The following is a 14,390-nucleotide window of genomic DNA, read 5'->3' as shown; positions in this document are numbered from 1 at the left end:
CGATCCGCTTTCCTGTTGCGGCATCGGAGAGCGGCAACCGAAGGGGCAGTCGAATTCAGCTCGCGGCGAAGGAAATCCTGACACAGGCAGCGCGGCCCGATCGCTGGGGCACGCTGGCGCTGATGGACATTTCGCTGCGCTACCGGCGGACCGTGATCGGCCCGCTCTGGATCACGCTGACTCTCGCTGCGACGATCGCAAGCGTCGGCACGGTCTATGCGGCGCTATTCAAGCAGGACATCGCTGCCTTCCTGCCGTCCTTCGCGATCGGCCTCATCGTCTGGACGCTGATCGCCACGACGCTCCAGGAGGGCTCCAACATCTTCGTGGTATCAGGTCATCTCATCAAGGCGGTGCCGGCGCCTCTGATCGTTCATGTCCTCCAGATGATCGCGCGCAACGTCCTCATCTTCGCGCATCATCTGGTGATCGTCGTGCTGCTCTATGTCGTGATGCCCTGGCCGCTGCACTGGAACATGCTGCTCGCGGTGCCCGGCTTTGCGATCCTGTTTCTCGTGCTGCTCGGCGGGGCGGTCGCGCTCGGCATGCTCTGCGCGCGTTTTCGCGACATCGGTTCGGCGATCGTCAGCGGCCTGCAGTTCATCTTCTTTCTCACGCCGATCATCTGGACCGAGGAAAGCGCGCGGGGCACCAACTTTCACTGGCTGACCTGGGTCAATCCGTTTGCGACGCTGCTAGATCTCGTGCGCCGACCGCTGTTGTCGCAGCCGACCGATGCGGGGCAATGGCTGCTCGGGGCAGTCTATGCGATCGCCGTGGCCGCCATCGGCCTCGGCTGTTACGCAAAATACCGCAATCGCGTGGCGTATTGGCTGTGATGCGCGCATGACCACCACGGCCCACATCGTGCTTCGCGACGTCTCGGTCACGTTTCCGGTGCTGTCGTTTCGGGACCGCTCGCTGCGCAGCCGGTTCGTCAACGCCGTGACGCTGCGGCGGAAGGCGGCGGTCTCGCACCTCATCACGGCGCTGAGCGGGGTCAACCTCGACATCCGCGCTGGCGACCGCCTCGCCATCATCGGCGCCAATGGCGCCGGCAAGACCACGCTGCTGCGGGTTCTCGCCGGCATCTACCATCCGACGGCGGGGAGCATCGACGTGCTCGGCCGCCGCCTGTCGCTGTTCGATCTGTCGGCCGGCTTCGACGAGGAAGCCACCGGCTACGAGAACATCATGCGGCGCGGGCTCGTGATCGGCGCGCGGCGGGCCGAGATCGATGCGCGGCGCGCCGAGATCGCCGAGTTCACCGAACTCGGCGACCGGCTCGATCTGCCGCTGCGCACCTATTCGAGCGGCATGATGCTGCGCCTGATCTTCGCGGTCGCAACCGCGGTCGAGGGCGAGATCGTGCTGCTCGACGAATGGATCGGCGTCGGCGACCAGCAATTCCGCAAGAAGGCGCGGCAGCGGTTAGATGAGATCGTCGCCCGCGCCGGCATCCTGGTGCTCGCCTCGCACGACGTCGACATGATCAAGAGCACCTGCAACCGGGCGATCCTGCTGGAGCAGGGGCGGATCACGGCGGACGGCACGACCGAGGAGATTCTCGGCCGCTACCTCGGCGCAGCCAAGGCCTAGCGCTTCAATTCGGCATCAAGCCGCTGAAACGCGTCGGGAAAGTGGGACGAAGGCGGTTGCCTAAACCCTGCATCCCCTATATTGCTCCGCCCTTACGGGGCCACGTGGCGGAGTGGTTACGCAACGGTCTGCAAAACCGTGTACACCAGTTCAATTCTGGTCGTGGCCTCCATTCCAAATCTCTGATTTTTCAGCAAAATTCGATCTCGGCGCGGGTTCCGCCGACGCTGTGCGCGGCTGTCCGCCGAGGAGAGGGCGGCTCGATCACCGGGATTGCCCGGGACGTGCTGGAAACCCCCGATTCACGCCCGCTGGCATAGAGTTCGCATCTGCGAAGTGATGCGACTTTCATCAACGAGCGCTGGAGCACCCCGTGGGCGATATCGTCCGATTTATCCCCAAAACCGAGCTTGAGCGGGCTCGCCTCATCCGCGAGGCCCGCGCGATCTATGACAGCATTTTTCCATCGGCCGCATCCGAGCGGGCGACGCAGGATGGCGAGGATCGCGTCAAGTCCTGACGTTGCGGCGCCGGGTTTCCGGGCGCTGCCCTTAAGCAAAACGCCCGCGAGGCGGGCGCTTCGGTTCATGGAGAAGGCGGCCTCAGCAGGCCGCGTACCAGCCGTCGGGAAACGGCAGGAGGGGCCAGGCGCCGTCATTGTCATTGGCCGCATTGGGCGTTGCGTCAAAACTCCACGAGCGGGACACGAATTCCTCCTCCCGCGCGGCAGCGAAATCTTCAATGACCATGGCGTCCCGGACGGCTTCCAGCAGCAAGTTGAATTCGGCTTCGCTTCTCATCGCCCCCTCGCAGAACGCGGACGGCGCAATGTCGCAAAGCCGGCTTGTTACCCGATTGACCCGATCGTTCGCATTTTAGCGATCCTGCGATCGGGTTCGGAATGGTTAGCGAATTCTAAAAGTCCCTTGAGGACCCTAGGTTCCTCCGCTGTGCCGGCCGTGTGAAAGAGATCACATCCTGGGCGCTTTATTTCTCCTACCCATTCGCACACCGACCGATGCAGGCCGGAGCGGGGCAGACAGGAGACTGGTCATGAAGGCGAGGTTCTTGCGGTTCGCGGGTGTAAAGAGCCGGGCGCGGCGCGCCTCGACGGTCGGCCTGTTCCTGACCCTGTTCGCCTCCGCCGCGCACGCGCAGGGGACGGCCCAACAGCGCCGGGCCTGCACGCCGGACGTCTACCGGCTCTGCGCCGGCGAAATCCCCAACGTCCGCGCCATCACATCGTGCTTGCGGCGCAACCGCTCGAGCCTGAGCGAGGCCTGCCGCAGCGTGTTCGATCAGGCCGGCGGCTGAACGCAGCAGCTTGTGGATTTGTGCGCAGCAAGTCGCCCGGCCGGCTTGCGATTCCCCGATATCGGCTCTGTGGATATGCTGCGGACAGGCTGTGGAGGGGCCGACCTGTGCCGCGGCGAATAGTTTTTGTGCAGCCGTTTGCCCAAATGCCGGGCGCAGTCCATCCAATTTTTTGTACGCCCGCGGACAAGCTTTTCGTGGCGCGCTCCCGCACGCTTCCTCCCGATCATTGGGCCATGGCAGGCGCCATGGCATTTCGGAGGAACTGGCGAGATGGACAAATCGGTTTGGCCCCGGGCGCGGCGGGGATCGGCGCGCGCACCATTGCCGCGGCGCAAGTTTGTGCTCGGTGCCGCCATCGCGTTCGGTCTTGTCGTCGCCGCACCGCTGAGTGCGCAGGCCGCAGCACCCGCCGCCTGCACCGCGCTGCAGGAGAAATACCCGGACTGGAAGGGCAAGACGCTCGTCAACGCCATCAACCCTCACACGCCGGGTTATGAGACCATCGATCCCAAGAATCCCAGTAAGTACATCGGCTTCGATATCGATCTCGGTGAGGCCATCGGCGAATGCCTCGGCTTCAAGCTGACGTACAAGGCGGTGACGTTCGCAGCGCTGCTGACCACGCTCGCGGCCGGCCAGGCCGACATCGTCATCTCCGACATCTATGCCACCAAGGAGCGCGCCAAGGCGGCCGACTTCATCACCTATTCGAAAGTGTTCGACGGCGTGCTCGTCGCCAAGGGCAACCCCAAGGGCATCAACGGCATCAACTTGTCGCTGTGCGGTGCCGCCGCCGCCGAAAACACCGGCTATGTCGAGGTGCCCTTGATCCAGGCGTTGATCCCGGAGTGCAAGAAGGCCGGCAAGCCCGAGCCGACCATCCAGCTCTACGACAACAACGCCAATTGCATCCAGGCGATCCTTGCCGGCCGTGCCGACACCTACATCAACGACGTCAATACCGTCGACAGCGCGGTAAAAGCCTATCCGGACAAGCTCGAGAAGGCGGTCGCGGTGACGATCCCGTATTCGGTCGGCATCGCCGTGCCAAGGGCAAGCCGAAATTCCGCGATGCCGTGCTCGCCGCGCTGATCGAAGTCCAGAAGGCCGGCACGCACATGGAGCTTCTGAAGAAGCATGGGCTCGATGTGAACAACTTCATGGAGCCCGGAATTCTCACGGCCGACTGATGTCGCTGTTCCTCCACTATTTGAGCATGCCGTATCTGCTCGAGGGCATCGAGCTCACCCTCGAGGTGACCGCCCTCGGGCTCGGCGGCGGATTGATCCTCGGATTGATCCTCGCCGGGATGCAGCTCTCCCGCTTCTGGCTACTCTCGGCAATCGCCAGGGCCTACACCGTGATCTTCCGCGGCACGCCGCTGATCCTTCAGATGGTGTTCGCCTACGACGCGCTGCCGCATATCGGCATCAAGCTGCCGGCGGTGCTGGCCGCCGGCCTCGCGCTGGCCTGCAACGAAGCGCCGTTCATCGCCGAGATGCTGCGCGCCGGCGTCCTCGGCGTCGACCGCGGGCAGGTCACTGCAGGGCAAGCACTCGGCATGACGCCGCGGATCCTGATGTGGCGGGTGATCGCGCCGCAGGCGATCCGCACCATGATTCCGGCCTTCGGCAACGAGGCCGTCAGCGCGCTGAAGAATTCCTCACTCGCCTCCGTGGTCGCGGTGCAGGAGCTGACCTTGCGTTCGACGCAGCTGGCGTCCTCGACCTTCGACTTCTTTTCGATCTTCTTCGCTTCGGGCCTGTTGTACCTGGTGCTGACCTTTGCCATCAGCGTGATCCAGCTCTTCGTCGAATGGCTGCTCGATCTCGACCGTGCCAAGGGTCGCCAGCGCAAGCTGGCGGATTATCTGCCCTGGCGCCGCGTCGATCTCGGTACCAAGCGCGAACTTGCGGAAGCGACAGCCGATGCGCCTGAGCCGGCGAAGGCCGAGCTTGTGGATACGCCGGCGCTCGCCCTGACGCGCGAGGAGCGCGCCCGCCGCGCCGCCACGATCGCGCGCAACAACATCGCGGTCGAGACCAGGGATCTCGGCAAGAGCTACGGCTCACAAAAGGTGCTGGACGGTCTCGACCTCACCGTGCGCGTCGGCGAGGTGGTCGCGCTGCTCGGTCCCAGCGGCTCCGGCAAGAGTACGCTGCTCCGCTGCATCAACCATCTCGAAAGCTGGGAGTCCGGCACCGTCCGCGTCGGCGGACGACGCCTCGGCTTTGGCGAGAACGGCAAGCCGCTATCGCCCCGCGACCTCGCCAATGAGCGCGCCAGTGTCGGCGTCGGCATGGTGTTCCAGCAGTTCAATCTGTTCGCCCATCTCTCGGCCAAGGAGAACATCGCCGGTCCCCTGCGTTGGGTCCACGGCATGACCAGGGTCGACGCCGATCGCCGTGCCGCCGAGCTGCTCGATCGCGTTGGTCTCTCGCATCGCGCTGATGCGCTACCGCGGCATCTGTCCGGCGGTCAGCAGCAGCGTGTTGCCATCGCCCGCGCGCTCGCACCCAATCCGAGTGTGCTGCTGCTGGACGAGCCGACCTCCGCGCTCGATCCCGAATTGGTCAACGAGGTGCTGGAGGTGATCCGGCGTCTCGCCATCGACGACGGCCTCACCATGATCATCTCGACACACCAGATCCGCTTTGCCGACGAAGTGGCCGACCGCGTCGCTTTCCTGAGTGGTGGGACGATCATCGAGGAGGGGCCCGCGCACGAGGTGCTCTCCAACCCCCGCAATCCGCTGACGGCGCGATTCCTCAGTGTGATGGAGGCCGACAAGACTTCGGAGGCGGTGCGATGAGCGGCGCCTCCACAATGTTCAAGACTCCCGAAGAGGCCAGCTCATGAAGCATGTCACCCTGCCGGTTTCGCCGAAAACCGTTCACTGGGGCTATTTCTCCAAGATCGTCGCGCCGGCCCTGACGCTGCGCTCCGGGGATCGCGCCACCATCGAGACCCTGACCCATCACGCAAATGACGATTACGAGCGCATGATCCAGGGGGACCCCGGCGCCGAAAGCGTGTTCCAGTGGACTCGTGAGCACAAGGCCGTGGCGCGCCGCGGCTCCGGCCCGGTCGAGGGTCCCTTCGTCCGCGGCGCAGGCGAAGGGATCGGCGTGCACCTGCTCACCGGACCGGTGGCGATCGAAGGCGCCGAGCCCGGCGACATCCTGGAAGTGCGCATTCTCGACGTCCGGCCACGGCCGAGCTGCAGCGCCTGCCACGCCGGCCGCTGCTTCGGCTCCAATGTCGCGGCGAACTGGGGCTTTCACTATCACGACCTGATCGAGGAGCCGAAGCCGCGCGAGGTCGTCACCATCTTCGAGCTCGACACCTCCGGCGAGCCCCAAGCAAAGGCCGTCTACAATTACGTCTGGACGCCGCAGACCGACCCAGACGGCATCGTGCATCCGACCATCGACTATCCCGGGGTGCGCGTGGACCACGCCACCATCAGGAAGCGCGAGAACATCCTCTCCAGCGTGAAGGTGCCGGCGCGGCTGCATTTCGGTACGATGGGCCTCGCGCCGTCTGAGGCCGATTTCGTCAGCTCGATTCCGCCGAGCTACACCGGCGGCAACATCGACGATTGGCGCATCGGCAAGGGCGCGCGGATGTTCTATCCGGTCGCCGTCCCCGGCGCCTATTTCTCGGTCGGCGATCCCCATGCCGCCCAGGGCGACAGCGAGCTCGGCGGCACCGCGATCGAGACCTCGCTCACCGGCGATTTCGAGTTTATCCTGCACAAGAAGGCCGACCTTGCCGGCACCAGCCTCGAAGGCCTCGACCATCCCATGCTGGAGACCGACCACGCCTGGTCGTTCTACGGCTTCACCTATCCGAACTATCTCGCCGCGCTCGGCACCGATGCGCAAACCGAGATTGCCAACCACTCCAGTCTCGACCGTGCGATGCGCGACGCGTTCAGGAAACTCCGCCGGTTTCTGATGACCGTGCACGGCCTCAGCGAGGACGAGGCGATCTCGCTGATGTCGGTCGGCGCGGATTTCGGCGTGACTCAGGTTGTCGACGCCAATTGGGGTGTCCACGGCACGATCCGCAAGAACGTCTTCCGGTGCGAGTAATGCATTGAGACGCGGTCTGTTTTCAGGATGAGCGGGTGACAGGCAGAGATCGTTTGCGGCCCGTCGCGGCGACGGACGACGGCGTGCGTTTGGCACAGAGGTTGCTTCGATCGACCGCAATCTGGGTCGATCCGATGAGCTTTCGCCCGTTCACGAGCGAGTCCTACGCGCAAGACGACCGCCCCGAAGCCTGGCGGGACGTGCTGGCGGCGGTCGGCCTGCAGCCGGCAGGCGGGCATTCCTTCTTCGACGGGCACGCGACCGCCTGTCATCGTCACGTCGCAGGTGTCGCGCTGACGCGCATGGCCGCGGGCGCGCAGAGCGTTGGTCCCCTCCCGCAGGCGAATGAAGACCTTCCGATCGCGCTGATGCCGGTTGAGGACGGCATGGTGCTGAAGAGCGCCGGTGGACACCGCATCGTTCCTGTCGGTCATCTCGTGCTCCTGCCGCGCAGCGGGGACTGGAGCATCGTGTTTCAGCGCGACATGCGCGCCATCGTGCTGTCGCTGACGTCGGAGGCGCTGCGCGGACGCCTCTCGGGCAAGCCACGGCTCGGCGAGCCGCGCGTCGTTCCACCCGGCGGCTTCGCCGACGTGTTCGCGCGCTTGCTGGACGCGACCGCGCGCACGCTCGACACGTTGAGCGATGCCGAATGGAGTTCGCTCGCGCAGTCGCTTGCCGATCTTCTCCTGACGCTCGCGCATCAGCTGGTGGCGTCGAGTTCCGATGCTGGATCCAGTGCGACGCAGACTGCGCTGCTGCACCGGATTTGCCAGACCATCGAGCGCCGCCTCGACGATCCCGACCTGGTGCCTGCGCGTGTCGCGCAAGCCGAGGGCATTTCCGAACGTTACTTGCAGAAGCTGTTCGAAACCGTCGGCGACAATTTCACCCACTACGTTCGCGAGCGGCGTCTTCAGCGCGCCTGGGCCGACCTGTCCAATCCGACCGAGGCGCATCGCTCGATCTCGGAGATCGCGTACGCCTATGGCTTTGGCGACTCCGCGCATTTCAGCCGCGTCTTCCGCCATCGCTTCGGTCTGCCGCCGCGCGAGTTTCGCCAGCAGGAGGCGGAACGAGCGACTGCACAGCACGGGGTCGCCGGTCAGCGCGGCTGGCCGCAAGAGGCACTGGCGCAACCGCGGGCGCATCAGAGCGTGGAGGCGCGCACCAGTGTCGCCTGTCCCGGCGCCGAGGAGCGGACGCCCGCGGGGCGTAAGCATCACCATCTCCCGGTCGAAGCCAGCCGCGTTCATTGGGGTTATTTCAGCCGCTCGCTGCCGCCGCAGATCGAGATCGCCTCGGGCGACATCATCACCATCGAGACGCTGACGCAGCACGCCTCCGACGATCCTGCGTTGATGATCGCCGGCGATGCCGCCGCAGAAAGCGTGTTCGGCTGGACGCGGCACAAGAAGAACGTCGACCGCCGCGGCGCAGGGCCCATGGATGCGAGCGTGTTCGGCCGCGGTGCCGGCGAGGGATTTGGCGTGCACATCTGCACCGGGCCCGTCGCGGTGAAGGACGCCCGGCCCGGCGACGTCCTGGAGGTGCGCATCCTCGACATCGTGCCGCGCGCGAGCCGCAATCCGAGCCATGCGGGCCGTGTATTCGGCTCCTCGGTCGCGGCGTGGTGGGGCTATCACTACAACGAGTTTCTCGGCGGTCCCAAGCCGCGCGAAGTCGTCACCATCTATGAGATCTTCGATGACGCCGAGCTGCCGCACGCCCGCGCGCTCTATTCCTACCGCTGGGAGCCGCAGACCGATCCCTTCGGCGTCGTGCACACCACCTACGACTATCCCGGCGTTCCCGTCGCACCCGCCACGATGAAGCGCCGCCATGCCGTGCTCGACGGCGTCAAGATTCCCCTGCGTCCGCATTTCGGCGTGATCGCAGTGGCGCCGCGCGAGGTCGATTTCGTCGATTCCGTGCCGCCATCCTATTTCGGCGGCAATCTGGACAATTGGCGGCTCGGAAAGGGGGCGGCCGTCTATCTTCCGGTCTCCGTTCCCGGCGCGTTGCTGTCGGTCGGGGATCCTCACGCCGCACAGGGCGACGGCGAATTGAGCGGCACTGCGATCGAATGCTCGATGACCGGTACCTTCGAGGTGATCCTGCACAAGAAGGCCGATCTCGCCGGCCGTCCCTTCGCCGATCTCTCTTATCCCCTGATCGAGACCGAGACCGACTGGGTGCTGACCGGATTCAGCCATCCCAACTACCTCGCGGAATTCGGCGCGCAGGGGCAGAGCGAGGTCTACGCCAAGTCCTCGCTCGACCTCGCCATGAAAGACGCTTTTCGCAAGATGCGGCGCTTCCTGATGAACGTCAAAGGCCTCAGCGAAGACGAGGCGATCGCGCTGATGTCGGCGGCCGTCGATTTCGGCGTCACGCAGGTGGTCGACGGCAATTGGGGCGTACATGCCATCATCAGCAAGCGCCTGTTTCAGAACGAACCTTGACAAGGACACCCAGGTGAAATTCCACATGATCAGCGGCGGACCGAAGCCGGTCGCACCCTTCAGCCACGCGGTGGAAACCGACGGCTTCGTCTTCGTCACCGGCCAGATGCCGGATACGCCGCAAGCGCCGGGGGTCTTGCCCGACGGCATCGTCGCGCAGACCCGAGCGGTAATGGAGAATTTGAAGTTGGTTTTGGCCGGCCTCGATCTCGGTCTCGAGCATGTCGTCATGACGCGGATTTATCTGACGCGCTTCAAGGACGATTATGCAGCGATGAACGAGACCTATCGCATGTACTTCGCGCCCGGTCGGCTGCCGGCTCGCACCTGTGTCGGCGTCACCGGGCTGGCCTATGACGCGCTGATAGAGATCGACCTCGTGTGCCGGCGGCCGTGAGAGTCCTTGGAGTGGACTAGACCTGCAACTGCGCGCGGCAGGCGATGGCTGCAATCCACCCACGCACCTACAAGCCCTTGCGTTGCCCGGCAGGCAAAACACCCTATCCCTGGGGCAATGCACGAGCGCGAAAATATTCGCCTTTACAGAATTTCTGATTTGTCGCAATGTCTCGCCACCTCACCCCAGTCAGAGGGGCGTATCGCGATCGTCACGAAACGCGGGGTGAGCCGTGGTGGACGCTGGCAGCATCGGCGCGAGAGGCATCGCAGGGCGGGCAACCGTGAGCGACGGCCCGCGCGCACACGACCGGTGCAATCAGCGTACGGCAAAACCGTGTCGTCCTGACGCCCGGGGTCTGTGCGTCAAGTCTTGCGGTGATGTGGCGGCCCGACCGGGTGCGCGCGTCAGCCATCTGCAAGGCGACGGGGGCAATAGTGCATCGCTCCCCGGGGAGAGCTCGGCATAAGCCGTCAAACCACTGCGCAGGGAAGGCCGGTTGTTTGGCTTCACCTGTATGCCGCTGTGCACCTTGTTCAGCACGCGCTTCGCACAGTGGACCGCGGGTGCCAGCCGGCATCCGGTCTTCCCTGCGCCCTCTGACAAAGAGGGTGATGAGATGAAGCAAAACTCGGGCGAGATGCGCCGCGAGGACGCGGACCTATGTTCTCGTGCCCCGCTACAGCACGAAGTGATCCGCTGCAAAGCCTTTGGCATGGCAGCTTGTCCGGGACTGCGAGCAGACGGGTGTCGTTGCCGAATGCTACCGCATTATATCAAATTGCAACCGACGCGTGCAAGAAGTCTTGATCGACCGGTGATAGGCCGGCTTGAACGCGCGCCCGGGCCACGACGACCAATCGATAGAGTGCATAAGGATCAGCGGAACGTGATCGCATCCGTCCTTTCTAAAGCACCAAAATGGTGCTTTAGTGCTTATCATGAGCCAATCCCCCCGAAACGCGCCGGCCGCGCTGCGTTACAGGCTTGCCCCCGATCCGGCCGCCAAGGCCGCGCTGGAGGCGACGTTCAGGGCCTATGACCGCATGATGGAGATTCTCGATGAGGTGGCGCGGAGCCACAATGTCGGTTCCAACGTCGTGCTCCTGCACGCCCACGCCTATGACCAGATCCGCAAACAGACCGCGCTGCCGTCGCGCCTGGTGACGCTGGGTCTGCGTGACCGCACCGAATATCGCGCGGCGCAGGGCCGCCGTCTGCCGCTCGACGACAAGCTCGCCAAGATCAAGGGGCCGGCCACCATTTCGATTGCGACCGTGCAAGGGCGCTTCAGCGTGCCGTTCGACTATGCGGGCTACGCCGAAGGCTGGGGGCATAGCGTGCCGGCGCGCCTGATCCGCACCGATGACGGTTTCGAAGTTCACTACGGCGTCACGCCGAACAGTCTGCCAGAGGAGGAGAACGCCATGGATAGCATCGCTGCCGCTCCCGAGAATTTCCTGTCCCGGGTCGGGCGCCTGATCGCCGGAATCGCCTATGACGCGATCGAGCAGGCGGAAGGCAAGAACAAGCTGAAGGTGGTCGGACAGGCCATCCGCGAGATCGAGCGCGCCGAGAGCGAGGCGCGCGATGCGCTCGCGGCCGCGCGGGCCGAGGAATACCGTCTCAACGCGCGTCGCAGCGAGATCGAGCGCGCGATGACCGATCTTGCCGCCAAGATCGAGGGCGCGATCGCTGATGGCCGCGACGATCTCGCCCGCGCCGGGATTGCACGGCAGATGGACCTGGAGGCGCAATTCGAGGTGCTCTCGCGGGCGATCGACGAGAACAACGAGAAGATCGAGCAGTCCGTCACGTCCCTCCGTGCCGTGCTATCGGCCCTCCAGGACGCCGAGCAGCGCCGCGCCGACCTCGAAAAGAGCGAGGCGGTCGCAAGCCAGCAGGCTTCGACGTCGCCCCGGAAACCGGGCGGCAGCGCTGCGGCGGCGAAGGCGTTGCGGGCGGGCAGGGCGGTGGCGCGGGCCACCGGTGTGCCGCCGGGCATCCCGTATTCGAGCGACATCGACGAGCTCAGCACGTTGCATCGCGACAGGGAAATTGCAGCGAGGCTGGCCCGGTTGAAGTCGGGCTCCTGAGTGCCGTGTCATGAGCGCTCTGCTCGAACACGTCATGTCCCCGGAGGTCAGGCCGTTCGCGATCGCAGCGGCCATGATCGTCATTGTCGGCTCGATCGAGGCAATCTCGATGCTGGTCGGAGCTTCGCTGAGCGAAATGCTCGGCACCAACATCGATTTCGCTCACCCCAGCGACAATGGCGTGATCAGCGCCATCTCCTGGATCAATGCCGGCGGCGTGCCGCTCTTGATCTTCCTGCTGCTGCTGCTCGGCGCCTTCTCCATTACCGGCTTCCTGATCCAGGACATCGCGCGGATGGTGGCCGGCCCCTTGCCGGCGACGCTCGCCTCCGTCGGGGCCGTCGTGGTCTCGGTTCCGCTGGTCCGTGCCGCCAGCAGGGTCATCGCGCGGGTCATTCCCAAGGACGAGACCTACGCCGTCGGCTTGGGGGATCTCGTCGGCCGCATCGGTGAGGTCGTCATCGGCCCGCTGGACCAGGGTCCGCCCGGACGCGTCAGCGTCGCCGACATCCACGGCAACCGTCACTTCGTCTCGGCGGTCGCAGCACCTTCATCATCACCGTTGCCGCAGGGAACCTTGGTTCTCCTGGTCGATCGCGACGGCACCCGCTTCGTGGCGGTGAAGGCCGACGATGAACTCAAGCCGTCCAAGCCACCTCTAAGCAGCAGCTAGATCATTCATTGGAGAAAGTCATGTTCGACATCGCAGTCCCGGCCATGATCGGCGTCGCGCTGATCGTCGTCCTCGGGATCGTCTTCACCATCCTCTACAAGCGCGCCACGCGTGACGAAGCCTTCGTGCGCACCGGACTCGGCGGCAAAAGGGTCGTGCTCGACGGCGGAGCCATGATCCTGCCGATCTTCCACTCCTATGCCAGCGTCAATCTGAAGACGCTGCGGCTCACCGTGGAACGCAAGGAGCGGGAATCCCTGATCACCAAGGACCGCCTGCGCGTCGACATCGTTGCCGAATTCTATGTGCGCGTCCGCCCCGACGATGAGAGTATCGCGCTTGCGAGCCAGACGCTGGGTGCGCTGACCAACGATGCCGAAGCCCTGCGCAACCAGGTCGAGGCGAAATTCGTCGACGGCCTGCGCTCGGTGGCGGCGACCATGAGCATCCTCGAACTCCAGGAGAAGCGCTCGGACTTCGTCAAGCACGTGCAGGCGACAGTCGAGTCCGACGTCAAATCCAACGGCCTCGAGCTCGAATCCGTGTCGCTCACGAAGCTCGACCAGACCGACGTCAAGTTCTTCAACCCGGAAAACTTCTTCGACGCCGAAGGTCTCACCCAACTCAAGACGGTCACCGAGACCCGGCGGCGCGACCGCAATGCCATCGTGCGCGACAACGAGGTGGCGATAGCGCAAAAGGACCTCGAGGCGCGCCAGCAGACCCTCGGCATCGAGCGGACCAAGAAGGAAGCCGAGCTCTCCCAGGAGCGCGACATCGCCAACAAGACCGCGAGCACCCGGGCCGAGGTCGCGACCGCGACGCAGACGGCGCGCCTCACCGAGGAAAATGCCCGGATCGACACCGACCGTGCCGTTGCCGAGAAGGAGGCGGGCGCCAAGCAGGTCAAGGAAACCGCGGTGATCGAGTCGGATCTGGCGATCAACAAGCGCAAGACCGACGCGCAGCGCGAGATCCAGATCGCTACCCAGGAGAACGAGATCCAGATCGCGGCCAAGAGCAAAGAGACCTCGGAAGCCGTCACCGAAGCCAAGACCGCCGAAGCGCTCGCAGTCTCGGCGGAGGAAAAGGTCGTCACCGCGCGGGCCGTCGAGGTCGCCGATCGCGCCCGTCTCACTCAGGTGCTCGCCGCGCGGACCGAGGCCGAGCGCAAATCGACCGAGCTGATCGTCGCGGCCGAGGCCGAGAAGAAGGCCTCGCTCGATCGCGCCGAGGCCGTCAAGACGCTGGCCACCGCCGAAGCCGAATCCAACAAGATCAAGGCCGTGGGCGTCCGCAACATCGGTGAGGCCGAGGCCGCCGTCATCACCATGAAAAACGAGGCGCAGAACAAGCTCGGCAGCAACGTCATCGACTTCGAGATCGCCAAGAAGCGGATCGAGACGATGCCGGCGGCGCTGGCCGAGATGGTCAAGCCCATCGCCAACCTCAAGGACGTCCGTATCCTGCACACCGGCGGCGCATTCGGGGGCAACGGGGCCGGCGGAGGCAATGTCGGCTTCGGCGAAGGGCTCGCCGGCGAGCTGCTCAAGGTGCACGCGCTGCGTCCGATGATCGACGAGATCCTGCGCCAGAGCGGCTTTGCGCCCGGCGACGATCCAGTGCAGGCGCTGGTCGGCGCCGTGACCGGGAAGAGCAACGGCGCCGCCGTACCGGCGCGGGCGCCGGGAAAGACAGACGCCGCCGACCTATGAATGCCCGTTCATTGCTGCGGAGAATTCGAAA

Annotated in this window: 12 protein-coding genes, 1 tRNA gene and 1 pseudogene; 13 read left to right on the top strand and 1 reads right to left on the bottom strand. The window is 64.9% G+C overall.

The window, feature by feature from the left end; all coding sequences use genetic code 11:
• Positions 1–122 precede the first annotated feature (122 nt).
• The 4 genes from ACFDR6_RS11860 to ACFDR6_RS11845 all read left to right on the top strand — a co-directional run bounded on the left by ACFDR6_RS11860 (position 123) and on the right by ACFDR6_RS11845 (position 2,119).
• Entirely contained in the window at positions 123–839 is a 717-nt protein-coding gene (locus tag ACFDR6_RS11860; RefSeq protein ID WP_249153265.1) for an ABC transporter permease, read from the top strand.
• A gap of 7 nt (positions 840–846) precedes the next feature.
• Positions 847–1,599: an ABC transporter ATP-binding protein gene (locus tag ACFDR6_RS11855; RefSeq protein WP_375858357.1), complete on the top strand. Its 753-nt coding sequence runs from the start codon at positions 847–849 to the stop codon at positions 1,597–1,599.
• Positions 1,600–1,697: 98 nt separating this feature from the next.
• Positions 1,698–1,771 (top strand) — tRNA-Cys (locus ACFDR6_RS11850).
• Between the two features lie 201 nt (positions 1,772–1,972).
• Entirely contained in the window at positions 1,973–2,119 is a 147-nt protein-coding gene (locus tag ACFDR6_RS11845; protein ID WP_375858356.1) for a hypothetical protein, read from the top strand.
• A gap of 82 nt (positions 2,120–2,201) precedes the next feature.
• Here the strand turns inward: ACFDR6_RS11845 and ACFDR6_RS11840 are convergent, their stop codons facing one another.
• The gene (locus ACFDR6_RS11840; RefSeq protein ID WP_212085203.1) at positions 2,202–2,399 is read right to left on the bottom strand and encodes a hypothetical protein; all 198 of its coding nucleotides are present in this window, start codon (positions 2,397–2,399) and stop codon (positions 2,202–2,204) included.
• Between the two features lie 253 nt (positions 2,400–2,652).
• Between ACFDR6_RS11840 and ACFDR6_RS11835 the strand changes: the two genes are divergently transcribed.
• The 9 genes and pseudogenes from ACFDR6_RS11835 to ACFDR6_RS11795 all read left to right on the top strand — a co-directional run bounded on the left by ACFDR6_RS11835 (position 2,653) and on the right by ACFDR6_RS11795 (position 14,359).
• Positions 2,653–2,913, top strand: coding sequence for a hypothetical protein (locus ACFDR6_RS11835; RefSeq protein WP_212085205.1), 261 nt, complete (start codon positions 2,653–2,655; stop codon positions 2,911–2,913).
• A gap of 273 nt (positions 2,914–3,186) precedes the next feature.
• Positions 3,187–4,106: pseudogene (locus ACFDR6_RS11830) on the top strand (ABC transporter substrate-binding protein).
• Entirely contained in the window at positions 4,106–5,728 is a 1,623-nt protein-coding gene (locus tag ACFDR6_RS11825; protein WP_375858354.1) for an amino acid ABC transporter permease/ATP-binding protein, read from the top strand. Before ACFDR6_RS11830 ends, ACFDR6_RS11825 begins: the two are co-directional and overlap by 1 nt.
• Before the next feature lie 43 nt (positions 5,729–5,771).
• Positions 5,772–7,013 carry an acetamidase/formamidase family protein gene (locus tag ACFDR6_RS11820; protein WP_375858353.1) on the top strand — a complete coding sequence of 414 codons (1,242 nt, stop codon included), beginning with the start codon at positions 5,772–5,774 and terminating at the stop codon, positions 7,011–7,013.
• 134 nt (positions 7,014–7,147) lie between these two features.
• Positions 7,148–9,478 (top strand): acetamidase/formamidase family protein, encoded by a 2,331-nt coding sequence (locus tag ACFDR6_RS11815; protein ID WP_375858566.1) that lies wholly within the window; start codon positions 7,148–7,150, stop codon positions 9,476–9,478.
• A gap of 13 nt (positions 9,479–9,491) precedes the next feature.
• Positions 9,492–9,875 (top strand): RidA family protein, encoded by a 384-nt coding sequence (locus ACFDR6_RS11810; protein WP_247329119.1) that lies wholly within the window; start codon positions 9,492–9,494, stop codon positions 9,873–9,875.
• A gap of 932 nt (positions 9,876–10,807) precedes the next feature.
• Positions 10,808–11,971: a PspA/IM30 family protein gene (locus tag ACFDR6_RS11805; protein ID WP_212085222.1), complete on the top strand. Its 1,164-nt coding sequence runs from the start codon at positions 10,808–10,810 to the stop codon at positions 11,969–11,971.
• 10 nt (positions 11,972–11,981) lie between these two features.
• Positions 11,982–12,644 carry an OB-fold-containig protein gene (locus ACFDR6_RS11800; protein WP_317239511.1) on the top strand — a complete coding sequence of 221 codons (663 nt, stop codon included), beginning with the start codon at positions 11,982–11,984 and terminating at the stop codon, positions 12,642–12,644.
• Positions 12,645–12,664: 20 nt separating this feature from the next.
• Entirely contained in the window at positions 12,665–14,359 is a 1,695-nt protein-coding gene (locus tag ACFDR6_RS11795; RefSeq protein ID WP_212085226.1) for a flotillin family protein, read from the top strand.
• The last annotated feature ends 31 nt before the right edge of the window (positions 14,360–14,390 follow it).

Origin of the sequence: Bradyrhizobium tunisiense (genome assembly GCF_042263385.1) — a bacterium.
Lineage (GTDB): Bacteria > Pseudomonadota > Alphaproteobacteria > Rhizobiales > Xanthobacteraceae > Bradyrhizobium > Bradyrhizobium tunisiense.
Note: the sequence above shows the minus strand (reverse complement) of the source record. Positions and strands in the feature narration are given on the sequence as shown.

What these genes read in the sequence shown, in the direction of transcription:
- ACFDR6_RS11860 (WP_249153265.1), top strand. Translation starts at nt 123, where the DNA reads ATGGACATTTCGCTGCGCTACCGGCGGACCGTGATCGGCCCGCTCTGG.
- ACFDR6_RS11855 (WP_375858357.1), top strand. Translation starts at nt 847, where the DNA reads ATGACCACCACGGCCCACATCGTGCTTCGCGACGTCTCGGTCACGTTT.
- ACFDR6_RS11840 (WP_212085203.1), bottom strand. Translation starts at nt 2,399, where the DNA reads ATGAGAAGCGAAGCCGAATTCAACTTGCTGCTGGAAGCCGTCCGGGAC.
- ACFDR6_RS11835 (WP_212085205.1), top strand. Translation starts at nt 2,653, where the DNA reads ATGAAGGCGAGGTTCTTGCGGTTCGCGGGTGTAAAGAGCCGGGCGCGG.
- ACFDR6_RS11825 (WP_375858354.1), top strand. Translation starts at nt 4,106, where the DNA reads ATGTCGCTGTTCCTCCACTATTTGAGCATGCCGTATCTGCTCGAGGGC.
- ACFDR6_RS11820 (WP_375858353.1), top strand. Translation starts at nt 5,772, where the DNA reads ATGAAGCATGTCACCCTGCCGGTTTCGCCGAAAACCGTTCACTGGGGC.
- ACFDR6_RS11815 (WP_375858566.1), top strand. Translation starts at nt 7,148, where the DNA reads ATGAGCTTTCGCCCGTTCACGAGCGAGTCCTACGCGCAAGACGACCGC.
- ACFDR6_RS11800 (WP_317239511.1), top strand. Translation starts at nt 11,982, where the DNA reads ATGAGCGCTCTGCTCGAACACGTCATGTCCCCGGAGGTCAGGCCGTTC.
- ACFDR6_RS11795 (WP_212085226.1), top strand. Translation starts at nt 12,665, where the DNA reads ATGTTCGACATCGCAGTCCCGGCCATGATCGGCGTCGCGCTGATCGTC.